This window comes from Bacillus pumilus, assembly GCF_003431975.1.
In the GTDB taxonomy this organism is placed as follows: domain Bacteria; phylum Bacillota; class Bacilli; order Bacillales; family Bacillaceae; genus Bacillus; species Bacillus pumilus_N.
In genome coordinates this window covers 1903563-1918915 of sequence record NZ_CP027116.1, presented here as the reverse complement: position 1 = coordinate 1918915, position 15353 = coordinate 1903563, and the positions used below count along the sequence as shown (strand labels likewise).

At 42.6% G+C, this 15353-nt stretch carries 12 protein-coding genes; 8 read left to right on the top strand and 4 right to left on the bottom strand.

The window, feature by feature from the left end:
• Positions 1-6 precede the first annotated feature (6 nt).
• Positions 7-1611 (top strand): glycoside hydrolase family 43 protein, encoded by a 1605-nt coding sequence (locus C5695_RS09645; RefSeq protein WP_117730543.1) that lies wholly within the window; start codon positions 7-9, stop codon positions 1609-1611.
• 46 nt (positions 1612-1657) lie between these two features.
• Here the strand turns inward: C5695_RS09645 and C5695_RS09640 are convergent, their stop codons facing one another.
• The gene (locus tag C5695_RS09640; RefSeq protein WP_117730542.1) at positions 1658-2818 is read right to left on the bottom strand and encodes an ROK family transcriptional regulator; all 1161 of its coding nucleotides are present in this window, start codon (positions 2816-2818) and stop codon (positions 1658-1660) included.
• 213 nt (positions 2819-3031) lie between these two features.
• On the opposite strand from C5695_RS09640, the gene xylA reads away from it, so the two are divergent.
• From xylA to C5695_RS09625, 3 genes are all read left to right on the top strand, one after another.
• A complete protein-coding gene (gene xylA, locus C5695_RS09635) occupies positions 3032-4369 on the top strand; it encodes a xylose isomerase (protein WP_117730541.1) in 1338 nt (445 codons plus the stop codon).
• A 35-nt stretch (positions 4370-4404) separates the two neighbouring features.
• Positions 4405-5904 (top strand): xylulokinase, encoded by a 1500-nt coding sequence (gene xylB, locus C5695_RS09630; RefSeq protein ID WP_117730540.1) that lies wholly within the window; start codon positions 4405-4407, stop codon positions 5902-5904.
• An 85-nt stretch (positions 5905-5989) separates the two neighbouring features.
• Entirely contained in the window at positions 5990-6673 is a 684-nt protein-coding gene (locus C5695_RS09625; RefSeq protein ID WP_117733071.1) for a glycoside hydrolase family 11 protein, read from the top strand.
• A 55-nt stretch (positions 6674-6728) separates the two neighbouring features.
• On the opposite strand, the gene C5695_RS09620 is transcribed toward C5695_RS09625, so the two are convergent.
• Complete coding sequence (locus C5695_RS09620) at positions 6729-8762, bottom strand: molybdopterin oxidoreductase family protein (RefSeq protein ID WP_117730539.1); 2034 nt, start codon at positions 8760-8762, stop codon at positions 6729-6731.
• 129 nt (positions 8763-8891) lie between these two features.
• A complete protein-coding gene (locus tag C5695_RS09615; protein ID WP_117730538.1) occupies positions 8892-10088 on the bottom strand; it encodes a cytochrome P450 in 1197 nt (398 codons plus the stop codon).
• Between the two features lie 469 nt (positions 10089-10557).
• On the opposite strand from C5695_RS09615, the gene proC reads away from it, so the two are divergent.
• The 3 genes from proC to C5695_RS09600 are packed head-to-tail and all read left to right on the top strand — an operon-like array spanning position 10558 to position 13788.
• The gene (gene proC / locus C5695_RS09610) at positions 10558-11355 is read left to right on the top strand and encodes a pyrroline-5-carboxylate reductase (RefSeq protein WP_233230819.1); all 798 of its coding nucleotides are present in this window, start codon (positions 10558-10560) and stop codon (positions 11353-11355) included.
• Positions 11356-11382: 27 nt separating this feature from the next.
• A complete protein-coding gene (gene proB / locus C5695_RS09605) occupies positions 11383-12501 on the top strand; it encodes a glutamate 5-kinase (RefSeq protein ID WP_117730536.1) in 1119 nt (372 codons plus the stop codon).
• Between the two features lie 18 nt (positions 12502-12519).
• Complete coding sequence (locus C5695_RS09600) at positions 12520-13788, top strand: glutamate-5-semialdehyde dehydrogenase (protein ID WP_117730535.1); 1269 nt, start codon at positions 12520-12522, stop codon at positions 13786-13788.
• A gap of 58 nt (positions 13789-13846) precedes the next feature.
• Here C5695_RS09600 and C5695_RS09595 read toward each other — a convergent pair whose 3' ends face one another.
• Positions 13847-14416, bottom strand: a complete 570-nt coding sequence (locus C5695_RS09595; protein ID WP_117733069.1) for a GNAT family N-acetyltransferase — start codon at positions 14414-14416, stop codon at positions 13847-13849.
• Positions 14417-14502: 86 nt separating this feature from the next.
• Between C5695_RS09595 and C5695_RS09590 the strand changes: the two genes are divergently transcribed.
• Complete coding sequence (locus C5695_RS09590) at positions 14503-15324, top strand: MerR family transcriptional regulator (RefSeq protein WP_117730534.1); 822 nt, start codon at positions 14503-14505, stop codon at positions 15322-15324.
• Positions 15325-15353: the final 29 nt, after the last annotated feature.

Genomic DNA, 15353 nt, shown 5'->3' with positions numbered 1-15353 from the left:
AGTTGCATGAAAATTATCAATCCAGTGCTCAAAGGGTTTAACCCGGACCCAAGCATTTGCCGTGTAGGAGAAGATTATTACATGGCGGTCTCTACATTTGAATGGTTTCCAGGGGTGCAAATTTATCATTCGAAGGATCTCGTCCATTGGCAGCTTGCTGCGCGTCCTTTGCAAAAAACATCACAGCTGGACATGAAGGGAAATCCTGATTCTGGCGGAGTCTGGGCACCATGCCTAAGCTATGCAGATGGACAGTTCTGGCTTATTTATTCTGATATCAAAGTAGTGGATGGCCCATTTAAAGACGGTCATAATTATTTGGTCACGGCAAGTGAGGTTGACGGCGATTGGAGCGAACCGGTTCGGCTTAATAGCTCTGGCTTTGATCCCTCTTTATTCCATGATAAAAGCGGGAAGAAATATGTCTTAAATATGCTGTGGGACCACCGGGAAAAGCATCATTCCTTTGCGGGGATTGCCCTGCAAGAATATAGCGTAACGGAAAAGAAACTTATCGGTCAGCGCAAGGTTATTTTTAAAGGCACACCGATTAAACTGACAGAAGCGCCGCATCTCTATCACATTGGGGATTACTACTATTTATTAACGGCAGAAGGAGGTACCCGGTACGAGCATGCGGCAACGATCGCCCGTTCCCCGCAGATTGAAGGGCCTTATGAAGTTCATCCAGATAACCCAATTTTAAGTGCTTTTCACACACCTGAACATCCGCTGCAAAAATGCGGGCATGCTTCCATCGTTCAAACGCATACAAATGAATGGTACTTAGCACATCTTACTGGCCGCCCTATTCAATCGAGCAAGGAATCAGTGTTTCAACAGAGAGGTTGGTGTCCTTTAGGAAGAGAAACAGCGATTCAAAAGCTCGAATGGAAGGATGACTGGCCGTATGTTGTAGGGGGAAAAGAGGGGGCACTGGAGGTTGATGCACCGGCGATAAACGAAAAGGTGTTTGCTCCCACACATCATACAGTCGATGAATTTAAAGAATCAACGTTAAATAGACACTTCCAAACATTAAGAATCCCTTTTACTGATCAGATTGGTTCTTTAACAGAGAAACCTCAGCATTTAAGGTTATACGGTCAGGAATCGCTGACATCTAAGTTTACCCAAGCTTTCGTTGCAAGGCGCTGGCAAAGCTTTTATTTTGAAGCAGAAACAGCTGTTTCATTCTTCCCGAAACATTTTCAGCAAGCTGCTGGTCTTGTGAATTATTATAATACGGAAAATTGGACAGCGCTTCAGGTGACACATGATGAAGAGCTTGGCCGCATTCTTGAACTATCTGTTTGTCAAAACCTTTCTTTTTCTCAACCATTGACACAAAAAATTGTCGTTCCCGAAGAGATCAAATATGTGTATTTAAAAGTGACCGTTCAGAAAGAGACATATAGGTATTCCTATTCTTTTGATCAAAGAGAATGGAAGGAAATTGATGTGTTATTTGAATCAAGTCATTTATCCGATGACTACATTCGAGGAGGGGGATTTTTTACAGGGGCATTTGTCGGGATGCAGTGCCAGGATACAAGCGGCGAGCGTCTTCCTGCCGATTTCAACTATTTCCGCTATGAGGAAACGGAATAAAAAAAGACAACGCATGAAGAGCTGTCTCTTTTTATCTATGAACATGTCATGTGGAGAGGGTGGCATCTTGAAGGAACGCTTCTATGACGAGAGATGTCATCCCTAGTACCGGTGCATTGTGCCCTAATGACGAAGGAAGCAGCTCTACTTGTGAGCTGAATTGCGTATCCATTCTTGAGGATACCTCCTCTTGGATCACACGTAGAACTGTTGGCTGCGTTTCAATGACCTTGTTTCGCAAAATAATCGCTTGCGGGTTAAAGGTATGTAGGACGTTTGTGAGACCGACCCCAAGATAAAAACCAAAGTTGCGCAGGGCGTTCAGGGTTTTCATATCATTTAACATCGCAAGTTGTTCCACGTCTTGATGGGAGATGGGCTGATCGTTTGTTTGAAGGGACTGAAACAAGGCTTTCTCAGATGCATACAGTTCCCAGCATCCACGGTTTCCGCAGCTGCATGTTGGTCCGTTAAAGTCGATGGTCATATGCCCCATTTCACCAGAAAAGCCATATGTGCCTCTGTATAAATGATGATTGATAATGATCCCAATCCCAATGCCAGTGCCGATGCTGGCATAGATTAAATGGTCATAATGCTTAGCGGCACCAAAGATTTTTTCACCATATGCACCGGCATTTGCTTCATTTTCAATGAAGATGGGTACTTGGAATGCGTCTTGGAGTGTTGTTTTCAAGTCAACATTTTTCCATTTGGAATGAGGCGTAAACACGATTTGTTCGTCTGCATTCACTAGCCCATGTATACATAGGCCAATACCTATAAGCCCGTATGGTGAAGATGGGATTTTTGCCATCAACTTCTGTATTAATTCAGTTAATATGCGTATGGTCACATCAGGAGAGCTGGAGGGGAGTTTCATTTGCTCCTCATGAAGAATAGACCCTTCAAGGTCGGTTAAAATGCCATTCACATAATCAACGCCGACATCAATCCCAATAGAGCAGCCAGCACGTTTATTAAACATCAGCAAAACCGGTCTTCTCCCGCCGCTAGATTCACCTTGACCGATTTCATAGACGAGATGCTCCTTCATTAATGTGCTTACTTGAGAGGAAACAGTCGATTTATTTAACCCAGTGCGTTCAGATAATTTTGCTCTGGAAATTGGCGCATGCTGGAGAATTTCTTTTAATAAAAGCTTTTGGTTTATTTTTTTCACAAAGTTCTGATCAGCGATATCCACATTATCCACTCCATTTGTTTCGTCTTTAGATTAAGTTAAGAAAAAAGCTACTTTTCTTCGCATGTATTTTGTATGAAGGATGATTTTAACTTTATTATAACGAAAATATTTCTAAAAAACTAAAAAATATGGAAAATTCAAAGTGAAATGATGACAGATTGAATATTTGTTTGTTGAATCAACTTACGAAGTATATTCATAGGAGGAATAAAAATGGTCAACTCAAAGATCAAAACGTTACACAGCTTAGAAGGAATTGGAAAGATTCAATATGAAGGAAAACAATCAAAAAACCCTCTCGCTTTTAAATACTATAATCCAAACGAAATGATAGGCGGCAAAACGATGAAAGATCATCTGCGTTTTTCAGTTGCTTATTGGCATACATTGACCGCTGATGGAACAGACATGTTTGGAACTGGCACGATGCAAAGAGCCTGGGACTCCTATAGTGGGATGGATTTAGCGAAAGCCAGATTGGAAGTGGCTTTTCAACTGTTTGACCTATTGGATGTTCCGTATTTTGCATTCCATGACCGTGACATTGCACCAGAGGGAGATACGCTCCAAGAGACCAATCAACAATTGGACATCATTTTAGAAAGAATGAAAGAATACATGCGAGATAGCGGAATAAAGCTGCTGTGGAACACGGCCAACATGTTCAAGCACCCTAGGTTTGTACACGGCGCAGCGACATCTTGTCATGCAGATGTCTTTGCCTACGCAGCCGCACAAGTAAAAAAAGGAATCGAAACAGCCAAAGAACTCGGCGCAGAAAATTACGTTTTCTGGGGAGGACGAGAAGGGTACGACACTTTACTGAATACAGATATGAAAAGAGAGCTTGATCATATGGCGTCATTTTTGCATATGGCTGTTGATTATGCAAAAGAAATTGGATACACTGGCCAATTTTTAATTGAACCTAAGCCGAAGGAGCCAACTACTCATCAATATGATACAGATGCAGCGACATCAATCGCCTTTTTAAAACAATATGGATTAGATTCACATTTTAAATTGAATATCGAGGCCAATCATGCGACACTCGCCGGTCATACGTTTGAGCATGAGTTACGCGTCGCAAGAATACATGGATTGCTCGGTTCTGTGGATGCGAACCAAGGAAATACGCTGCTCGGCTGGGACACAGATGAATTCCCAACCGATTTATATGCGACAACTCTTGCCATGTATGAAATTCTGCAAAATGGTGGGCTAGGAACTGGCGGTCTCAATTTTGATGCAAAAGTCAGAAGAGCTTCCTTTGAACTTGAAGATATTTTATATGCCCATATTGCGGGTATGGATGCGTTCGCAAAAGGACTGCGAGTCGCTTATCGACTCATAGAAGATCGTGTGTTTGAAGATGTGATAAAGCATCGGTATCGCAGTTTTTCTGAAGGAATTGGACGTGACATTTCAGAAGGGAAGGCAAACTTTCATACATTAGAAGAGTATGCGCTAAAGCACCCATTAATTAGAAACGAATCGGGAAGAGAGGAACATTTGAAAGCACGGCTCAATCAATACTTGTTAGAAGATTGATTGAAGGAGCGGACCTGCGTTGAAGGAGTGAAAACATGAAGTATGTAATGGGAATTGATCTTGGAACGAGCGGGGTCAAAGCGATATTAGTAGATGAGAGCGGAAAGGTGTGCTGCGAGGCTTTTAAGCCTTACCGCCTCATACAAGATAAGCCTGGATATTGTGAGCAGCATCCAGAGGATTGGGTTGAGCAGACGGTGGCTGCGATGAAAGAATTGATGACAAGACAGCCTGTCCATACAAAGAAAGTAGACGGCATCAGCTTTTCTGGACAAATGCATGGTTTGGTTCTATTAAATGAATCTCGTCAGGTACTCCGCCCCGCAATTTTATGGAATGATACACGAACGACAGCGCAATGTACACGCATCACAAAGAAGCTGGGGGAACAGCTGCAAAAGATCACGAAAAATCAGGCGTTAGAAGGGTTCACACTGCCAAAATTATTATGGGTAAAGGAACATGAACCAGAAATTGCTCAACAAATCGACTTGTTTTTACTCCCAAAGGATTATGTTAGATTTCGTTTAACAGGGAATGTCCATATTGATTATTCTGATTCGGCGGGCACATTGCTGTTAGATATTGGTGAGCAAACTTGGAGTGAAGAGATTTGTCAGGCATTTGATATACCTTCTCATATTTGTCCGCCGCTTGTTTCATCAGAGTCCGAGGTCGGTACACTATTGCCGCATATTGCTCGTGAAGCGGGAATAGAAGAAGGGACAAAAGTCTTTGCTGGCGGCGCAGACAATGCTTGCGGAGCCGTTGGTGCTGGTATTTTATCCTCTGGCCGCACGTTATGCAGCATTGGCACATCTGGCGTCATTCTCTCTTACGAAGAGGATCATGAAAGAGAGCTTCAAGGAAATTTGCATTTGTTTCATCATGCAAAAAAAGACGCTTTCTACACAATGGGTGTGACCCTTTCAGCAGGATATAGCCTTAACTGGGTAAAACATTTACTGGCTCCCGAGGAGTCGTTCCAATCGCTGTTAGAGGGTGCAGCTAATGTCGCCCCAGGCGCAAACGGATTGCTCTTCACGCCATATTTAGTAGGGGAAAGAACACCTCATGCGGATTCTACCATTCGTGGAAGCTTGATTGGCTTAGACAGCCGGCATGAAAGGGCACATGTCGTCAGGGCTGTGTTAGAAGGAATTACTTTCTCATTAAATGAATCCATCGCCTTATTCCGGCAAGCAGGGAAACATATAGATTCTATTGTTTCCATTGGAGGCGGTGCGAGAAGCCGGACATGGCTTCAAATGCAAGCAGATATTTTTCAGGCTGAGGTCATCCAGCTAGACAATGAACAGGGGCCTGCTCTAGGTGCAGCTATGCTTGCCGCCGTTGGTTGTAAGTGGTATCCATCACTTGAGGCATGTGCAGATCAATTTATTCATCAAGCCGCAGTCTATGAGCCAGAGCAGCAACATGCAAGTATATATGCTGATCTATTCCATCTGTATCAAAAGATCTATACACAAACAAGAGACATCCATGCCGGGTTAGAACCGTACCGTTCTGTCTAGAAGGGTTACATGAAAGGAGGTGATGAGCTCGTTTCATCTTAGAAAAGGCAGAACAATTTTAATGAAAAAAGGAGAGGAATGGAAAATGAATTTGAAAAGATTGAGGCTGTTGTTTGTGATGTGTATTGGATTTGTGCTGACACTGACGGCTGTGCCAGCTCATGCGGAAACGCTTTATGAGAATAGAATAGGGAATCACAGCGGGTACGATTTTGAATTATGGAAGGATTACGGAAATACCGCAATGACACTCAATAACGGCGGGTCCTTTAGCGCGCAATGGAACAATATCGGAAATGCTTTGTTTCGAAAAGGAAAGAAGTTTGATTCCACTAAAACTCATCATCAGCTTGGCAACATCTCCATCAATTACAACGCAGCCTTTAACCCAGGCGGGAATTCCTACTTATGTGTCTATGGCTGGACACAATCTCCATTAGCTGAATACTACATTATTGAGTCATGGGGCACATATCGCCCAACAGGAACGTATAAAGGATCTTTTTATGCCGATGGAGGCACATATGACATTTATGAAACGCTACGTGTTAATCAGCCTTCTATTATTGGAGACGCAACCTTTAAACAATATTGGAGTGTACGTCAAACAAAACGTACGAGTGGAACAGTTTCCGTCAGTCAGCACTTTAGAAAATGGGAAAGCCTAGGTATGCCAATGGGGAAAATGTATGAAACAGCTCTAACTGTAGAAGGCTACCGAAGCAATGGAAGTGCAAATGTGTTTACCAACCAGCTGATTATTCGATAAAATCAAATGAAAAAAAGCCAGCAGTTTTTGCTGGCTTTTCTTCTGTCTATGATCATTATTCAACTTCCACTCTGCCAGAAAAGAACGTCGCGCCGCCGCCCATATCTGCCAGGCGATCAGGTGTTAACCCATTGACTAGGTGCTTTTTGCCTTTTTGATCTGCCCATAACCCTTGACTGACCACAACACCAGATAATACATTGTGACCAACTGACACGACAAGCTCGCATTCTCCTCGATCATTCCGTACACGCACCATATCACCATCTTCAATCTGTCTTGCCTTTGCATCTTGTTCATTCATATGAAGCTTAGGGAACTTCTCAAGCTTTTGATGCTTTTCATGAAGTGAGAAGGTCGAGTTAAGAAAATTATGATTCGGTCCCGGAATAAAGGTAAGCGGATAATCGCTTTCCTGATAGAGTGGAACGTAGGTTGGTAACGCTGGATAGCCGTCTTTTTTCATTTGTTCAGAATAAAGCTCAATTTTCCCGCTCGGCGTAGAGAGCTTTAAGTCTTGGAAAGATCCCCGTTTTGCTTTGATCCATTTCTTTTCTTTTAATGCCTCGTATGAAATGTCCTCATAATGCGGATTTTCCGGATGATGAAGGGCTTGTTTCATGAGTTCTGCATCTGTCTCGCGGAAGGCTGCCTCTTCAAAGCCCATCGCATGGGCTAACAGGCGGAACACTTCCGTATTTGATTTGCTTTCGCCATAGCGTTCAATCACAGGTTCTTGAATTTGAATATAATGATGCCAGTACGACGTATAGAAGTCCTCATTTTCAAAGGCGGATGTCGCTGGCAGGACAATGTCCGCATACGTAGCTGTCTCTGTGAGAAATAGGTCATGAACCACCGTAAATAAGTCCTCTCTCAGCAAACCTTCTCTTACTTTATTCGCTTCAGGTGTCACAACCGCTGGATTGCACGAGTAGACAAAGAGTGAATCAATAGAAGGAGATGCATTCGTCAGCACACTGCCTAGCTGATTCATATTAAATGATCTTGGTGTGCGCCCCTTTAATAGATCCGGCCGCTGAAGAGCTGTTTCATTATAGCTGAGAAAAGAAGAGTTTGATTTCATCGCACCGCCGCCCTTGTGCAGCCATTGACCAGTCAGGGCAGGGAGGCAGGAAATGGTTCGAATACTCATTCCGCCATTATCATGGTGCTGCAAACCGTTGCCAATGCGAATGAGTGACGGCGATGTCTCTGCGTACATTCTCGCAAGTGTCACGATGTCCTCTTTAGAAACCCCCGTGATGCCCTCAACAGTTTCTGGATCATACTGCTTCACATGCTCTCGCAGCTCCTTATGACCGGTTGTATAAGTGTCTAAAAAGGATTCATTTGTCAGTCCTTCTTTAAAAAGGACATGCATGATGCCAAGGGCAAGGGCACTGTCAGTACCAGGGCGAAGCGGAATGAACCAATCTGCCATCCGGCCAGTTTGGTTCTTGTGAACATCAATCACGACAATCTTTGCACCTTGTTTTCTGGCTTTCTGCGCGAGGGTGATTTGGTGCATATTAGTCGATACAGCATTGATGCCCCAAAAGATAAATAGCTTCGTATGAGTGGTCTCTTCCGGGTCTGTCCCGATACTTGCACCCATTGTATATTTATAGCCAGTCGTTCCTGCTGACTGACAGATGGTCCGATCTAACTGACTTGAACCAAGACGATAGAAAAAGCGTCTGTCCATGCCTTCAGCATTCAAATTGCCCATGTTTCCATAGAAGCTGTAAGGCAATATACTTTCTGGACCTTTGTCTTCAATCAGCTTTGTCCATTTTTGCCGAATGGTTTCAATGGCTTCTTCCCACGTAATCGGTGCAAATTGACCATCGCCTTTGCGTCCAACTCGTTTCAAAGGAGTGGTCAGCCGTTTTTCATCATATAAACGGGCTGTGACATTCCGCACCTTGTTGCATATGTTGCCTTGTGTGACGGGGTGATCTGGATCTCCTTGCACTTTTACGATCTTTCCATTTTCTTTATGTATTAAAAGGCCGCACTGATCCGGGCAATCTAACGAACAAACTGATTTGAATATTCCGTCTTTCATTGCTGTATAATCGGTCATGATTTTAGCTCCCTTTCCGTAATCCGTTATCACTTTGTATGGACTTTATTTTAGCATGTTCGGAGATAGAAGGTAAGAAAGAGATGATGAATTGAAGAAAATGAAAAAAAGCCCCTTAAAAAGGGACTTTTAAAAACGGGTGACTTGTACAGGAAATTCTTTTACACCAAAAACAAATGTGCTTTGAATAGGTTTTAGCTGCTCTGCAACGCAGGAGATGTCTTGAAATGTCTGGAGTAAAACCTCAAGGGCGATGTTGCTTTCAAGGCGGGCAAGCGGTGCACCGAGACAAAAATGAATGCCAAAACCAAAGCTCATATGAGGATTTGATTTCCGGTCAAGACGGAACGTATCTGGATCTTCAAATTTCTGTTCATCACGATTTGCTGAAGCGACCCAGCTAATGAGATAGTCGCCTTTTTCAACCTTTGAGCCTGCAATCTCAACATCCTCAGCCGCAATGCGCCCAATGGCTTGAACAGGCGGGTAATAACGTAACGTTTCCTCTGTCAATTGAGGAATTAGAGAGGGGTCCTGCCGCACTAATTCGGTGATATGCGGCTGCTCTGTAAGCAGTCGCACTGCGTTTGTAATCAAATTCGTCGTCGTTTCATTCCCGGCAACAAGTAATAGAATACAAAAGCCAAGCAGTTCATTCTCCGTTAAACGCTCACCATCAATTTCTGCTTGAATGAGAAGTGAGATCAAGTCATTAGCAGGCGATTCCTTTCGTTTTTGGATTAAGTGAGCAAAATAAGCAGAAAGCTCTTCTTCGGCGCGTTTTTGCATATCGACTACTGCTTGAATGGCTTCTTTTGATTCATCCTTTGCACCAGCTACTAGGGCATCAGAATGTTTTTTAATGAGCTCTCTATCCTTTACCTCTGCGCCGAGAAGCTCAGCAATGATCATGACAGGCAGTGGAGCTGCTAGATCTTGCACGATATCAAACGTACGTTGATCCTTGACTTGATGTAGCAGGTCAAGTGTCAAATCTTTAATCTTACCTTCTAATTGCTTGATCGCTTTTGGCGTAAATGCTTTATTCACAAGCGCTCTCATTTTTGTATGCTTTGGGGGATCCATTGTTAAAATGCTCGTTTTCGACGTGCTTCTTCCTCGCTGTGATGAGAACACTTTTGGCTGTTTTAGAACAGACTGGATATCCGCATATCGAAAGAGGTCCCAGCACTTTCTTGTCTCATCATATCTAATATCACTCTGTGCACGAAGCTCATTGTAAATAGGGAATGGGAAAAGAAGGTCATCGGTCGAACGGATTTCTTTCATTGGAATGACATTGACATAGTTTTCTTTCACTTTCATTATGATCGCTCCTTTTTCACATGGTTCCCTTTCACGGTATCACCCGTAAAATATCATTTCAACGGACATGTTTTCTAATATATGTCAATAGTCTAATCGAAAGATTCAAGCACATTCATCGTATAGGAAAATAGAAAGTCTTAAAAATGAGAGCGCTTTCTAAAAAATAGAATTGAAGTCACCGAAACCAAAAATAAAATGATGAATTCAGTCGAATGAAAGGGTACTATGATGCAAATCCGTGTAGTTCTTTAGATCTAAATTGAGGTTTTGCAAAAGCGCAGTCAGCATACAGACAGCAAGCGGTTTAACGCGCATTCGGGACTTTTGAAAAGCGCTGCCTCTTTCTTGACACGATTTCTCATCATGTTACGATTACTAACGTGCGAAAAACACGAACAAAAAGCGAACAAGGGAGAGGATCAATATCATTGATCAAAAGAAAGTTGCTTTCATTGGAGCAGGTTCTATGGCGGAAGGAATGATTGCAGGGATTGTGCAATCAGGACAAATGCCGCTAGGCCAAATTTACGCAACAAACAGACAAAATCAACTTCGATTGAATGAACTAACGAACCGATATGGAATACAAACAGCCACAATGGATTCATTTCCTTTTGAAGAAATGGATATGTTGATCCTGGCCATGAAACCAAAGGATGCTGAAGCGGCATTAGAATCATTAAAACCGCATATTCAGAAAGATCAGCTGATCCTGTCTGTCCTTGCAGGCGTGAAAGCAACATATATTGAAGATATGCTGCATGAAGGGCAGCCTGTGATGAGAGTGATGCCAAATACGTCAAGTACGATTGGGGCTTCAGCGACTGCTTTATCTGCTGGACGTTATGTCACAAATGACCAAATCAGCATGAGTCAGACCCTTTTATCTGAAATGGGAGAAGTGTATACCATTCAGGAAGAACAAATGGATATTTTCACTGGAATTGCTGGAAGCGGCCCAGCCTATTTTTATTTCTTAATGGAGAGAATTGAAGAAGCAGGAGAAGAAGCAGGTTTATCTAAGGAATTGTCTCGCCAAATTGGCGCGCAGACACTTCTAGGTGCTGCAAAAATGTTGCAAGAAACAGAGGAAGATCCTTCTGTCCTAAGAGAAAAAATTACGTCACCGAATGGAACAACTGCTGCAGGACTGAATGCGTTAGATGATTTTGGCGGAGGAGAAGCGATCAAGCAAGCCGTCAAACATGCTGCCAATCGATCAAAAGAGATCAGCAATCAGCAAAAACAAAAAGTATCTATATAAATAGAGCTTAGGTACAGGAGTGATAAGGTGTACGCAGATAAAGAGAGAAAACGAATCGTTGTAAAAATTGGAAGCAGCTCTCTTACTAGCTTTCAAGGGGAGATTAGTTTAAAAAAACTAGAAAACCTCGTCAATCAAATTGTGAAACTTAAAGATGAAGGACACGAAGTCATTTTGGTTTCATCTGGTGCGGTTGCAGCTGGCTACCGAAAACTAGGATTTATCGATAGACCCAAAACACTGCCGGAAAAGCAGGCATCTGCCTCAATTGGGCAAGGGCTTTTAATGGAATCATATTCTACTTTATTTTTATCACATGGTTATATTGCCTCACAGCTTTTAATCACACGAAGTGATTTTTCAGATGAAACGCGCTATCAAAATGTGAGGAACACGATGAATGTGTTATTAGATCGAGGCATCATTCCAATTATTAACGAAAATGACACAGTGACAATCAATCGGCTGAAGTTCGGAGATAACGATACATTGTCTGCAAAAGTAGCTGGACTGATTGATGCAGATTTCCTTGCCATTTTATCTGATATTGATGGCTTGTATGAAGATAACCCGCACACAAACCCAAATGCGAAGAGAATTCTGGAAGTCACAGACATCACAGAAGACATCGAAGCAGCGGCTGGAGATGCAGGCAGCAGTGTCGGCACAGGCGGAATGAAATCAAAGCTTGATGCCTTTAAAATTTCAATGGCAGCTGGCATTAACGGTTTTTTAGGAAAAGCGGATACGCCTCACATTTTAGATAAAGCCATTAATGGAACAGAGGACGGCACTTATTTTACCGCTGATGAAAATTTAGCTCCGCTGAATTACAAGAAGCAGTGGATTGCTTTTCATTCTGGGCCAAAAGGTGAGATCATCATTCAGAAGAAAACACAGGAACTCCTTATGCACCGTGAGAAAAGCCTCGATTCCGATGGCATTGTCAATGTACAGGGCTCGTTTCAAAAAGGGGATGTCGTCCGTATTTTGGATCAAGATGAAAGAGAAATCGGACTGGGCATTGTGAATTATGCGTCAGATGAACTCATCCAAAAGCGTGACTTTTTACAGGATGAAGTCGTGCATGTTGTCGATCTTGAAGCGTTTGTTTGTCATTTAGATTTATCAATACCAGTTTGCTAACCAAAAGGGAGGAATTCCATGACACTGACAGCTGAAGTTGTCACATCGGTCAAAGAAAAAGCGAAAAAAGCAAAGTACGTTTCAAAAAAACTAGGTTTACTTCATACAGAGGATAAAAATGAGGCACTGCTGAAACTAGCAGAAGCGTTAGAACAAAATCGCACATTCATTTTACAGGAGAATCAAAAGGATATAGATACCGGGAAAGAAAAAGGATTCACAGAGGCACTCTTAGATCGTTTAATGTTAAATGAAGAACGAATTCATGAGTTTGCGGAAAGCTTGCGGCTTGTGACGAGATTAACAGATCCTGTTGGAGAAATATTGGATGAATGGACTCTTGAAAACGGCTTGCACGTGAAAAGTCGAAGAGTACCGCTCGGCGTGATCGGGATGATCTATGAAGCGAGACCGAACGTCACTGTTGATGCAGCAGGGCTTGCCCTCAAGGCAGGCAACGCAGTGATTTTAAAAGGCGGTTCCTCCGCTATTTCTTCCAACAAAGCCATTGTCCGTGTCATTCATGAAGCATTAGATCAAACAAAGATCCCGCGTGATGCGGTGCAATTGATTGAACAAACAGACCGTTCATCGGTTCAAGCGATGTTTCATCTGAAAGAATGGATTGATGTCTTAATTCCGCGAGGAGGAGCTTCTTTAATCAAAACAGTGGTTGAACAATCCACCATTCCCGTCCTTGAAACAGGAACAGGGAACTGCCATGTCTTTATTGATCAAACAGCGAATGTGAAAAAAGCCATTGAGATTGTGATCAATGCAAAGACGAATCGTCCAGCCGTATGTAATGCACTTGAGACGCTGATCGTTCATCGCGATTGGCTGAAAGAAAATGCGGCATTGTTGAATGAAGCCTTTCAGGAGCACCACGTCACCGTACATGGCGACGAGGCAGCACGGTCTTATTTTTCAAACGCCATTCCTGCTGAGGAAGTGGACTGGACAGATGAGTATTTAAGTCTTGATCTTGCCGTAAAAGTCGTTGATTCAATAGAGGAAGCTATCAGCCATATTGAAGAGTACGGTACAAAACATTCAGAAGCCATCGTAACAGAAGATGAGAAACAAGCACTCACGTTTTTAAACGAAGTTGATGCGGCGGCGGTTTATCATAACGCATCCACTCGCTTTACAGACGGCGGTGCACTTGGATATGGTGCTGAAATTGGCATCTCCACTCAAAAACTGCATGCAAGGGGTCCAATGGGACTTCCAGCACTCACAACAACGAAGCTGCTTCTGTCTGGTGATGGCCAGATTAGAAGCTAGATGAGATTCAAAAAAACACTACCTTTTTTCATGGGGTAGTGTTTTTTGATGCAGATATTTATTGGCTAGAGCTGGTTTTCTTCATTACTTTCTCAAACTTAAAAAATTCAAAATCCTCAGGTGCTGTATGCTCACTTTCTCGCTCATCCTCATGTGGTGAGTTCGGATCTGGATGTTTCATATGATAAAATTCAACAATTTGAAAACCGCACTTATTGACATAGAAATGAATGTTGCGTTTTTCAAAATATGGGGTTACAACCTCCCACACAATCGTTTCTGGATATTGCGCTTCAATGGCTTTCCATGCTGCCTGACCAATCCCGCGGCCATGTGAGGAGGAGGAGATGTATAGCAGGTCAACCGAGTTGTGATGTGTCTCTTGGTTGATTTTAATGACAACACCGCCTGCCTTTTCACCATTTAGCATAATATGATAAACAATGTGTTCATTCGAATGAAAAGATTCATCAATCACTTCATCTGGAGGAACCGGTCCATCCTGCGCATCGCCAAATGCGTCGATCACGCCAGCTGTAAAAGCTTTCTGCAGCTCTTTTTTCATCGAAGGGAAATCCTCTTTTTTTGCAAGCTCTAATGTCACTTCATGTTGTTTTATTTTGTTCATGTTTTGATCCTTTCCAAGCGTAGTGGTGTTCTGCATGTTATCATAAAGGATGGAGTAACTCCATAGTCAAGAAAGGAGCCTGGATTATGATCAATGATGTGCAAAAAACGTTTTTGACTGGTGAATTTGCCAAGCTATTTGATGTCAAAAAAGATACACTGTTTTATTACGATAAAATTGATTTATTTAAGCCGGCTGGTGTCCATGAAAATGGGTATCGTTATTATACATTTGAGCAATTTGATCATTTTATAGCGATTCAATCCCTTCGCGCTGTTCAATTTCCGATAAAAGAATTGAAACAATATTTTACAGAGCCTTCTCGTGAACGGCTCCAAAGCCTAGCGGCCGAACAAGTAGAAAAGGTCAAACAAGAGCTTGAAAAATTGCAAGATATCCAGTCTTTCCTTATGCGGGTGATGGAGACGACACATGAACTATCATCTATCAAAGTAGGGGAGGTTCTCTTTCAAGAACTGCCAGAAGAACCCGTTGTACTAAGTGCACCAAATCCGATTGACATGAATACATCCGTAGAAGAAATATCACGTATTGTCGGACACTTTCTAAAGGAAATTGGCATCAAAGGAGCTGCGGCAAATGGGGCTGTTTTAAAAAAGGAGCTGTTTCTTCAGCGAGATGATTATCAGTCAGATCGGCTGTTTTGCCGAATGGAGGGCCAGGGAGCCGTCAAAAAACCTGCCGGCCTTTATGCGGTGATGTATTATCAAGGAACATATGAGGAAATTGAAGCGGCTTATTCGCATTTGTTAGATGAAATCGAGAAAGAGGACATGGTGCTAGATGGAGATGTCTTTGAGGAGTATTTGCTTCATTCACTCATGTCTAAAGAAGAAGCAGATTATGTAACGAAACTTAGTGTAAAAGTGAAAAAGCAAGCAAAATAAAAAAAGAGGATGGACCGCATGAATGCGCG

Bases quoted from the DNA above. Each gene is read 5' to 3' on its own strand.
- C5695_RS09645 (WP_117730543.1), top strand. From the start codon at position 7: ATGAAAATTATCAATCCAGTGCTCAAAGGGTTTAACCCGGACCCAAGC.
- xylA (WP_117730541.1), top strand. From the start codon at position 3,032: ATGGTCAACTCAAAGATCAAAACGTTACACAGCTTAGAAGGAATTGGA.
- xylB (WP_117730540.1), top strand. From the start codon at position 4,405: ATGAAGTATGTAATGGGAATTGATCTTGGAACGAGCGGGGTCAAAGCG.
- C5695_RS09625 (WP_117733071.1), top strand. From the start codon at position 5,990: ATGAATTTGAAAAGATTGAGGCTGTTGTTTGTGATGTGTATTGGATTT.
- C5695_RS09620 (WP_117730539.1), bottom strand. From the start codon at position 8,762: ATGACCGATTATACAGCAATGAAAGACGGAATATTCAAATCAGTTTGT.
- C5695_RS09615 (WP_117730538.1), bottom strand. From the start codon at position 10,088: ATGAAAGTGAAAGAAAACTATGTCAATGTCATTCCAATGAAAGAAATC.
- proC (WP_233230819.1), top strand. From the start codon at position 10,558: ATGGCGGAAGGAATGATTGCAGGGATTGTGCAATCAGGACAAATGCCG.
- C5695_RS09600 (WP_117730535.1), top strand. From the start codon at position 12,520: ATGACACTGACAGCTGAAGTTGTCACATCGGTCAAAGAAAAAGCGAAA.
- C5695_RS09595 (WP_117733069.1), bottom strand. From the start codon at position 14,416: ATGAACAAAATAAAACAACATGAAGTGACATTAGAGCTTGCAAAAAAA.
- C5695_RS09590 (WP_117730534.1), top strand. From the start codon at position 14,503: ATGATCAATGATGTGCAAAAAACGTTTTTGACTGGTGAATTTGCCAAG.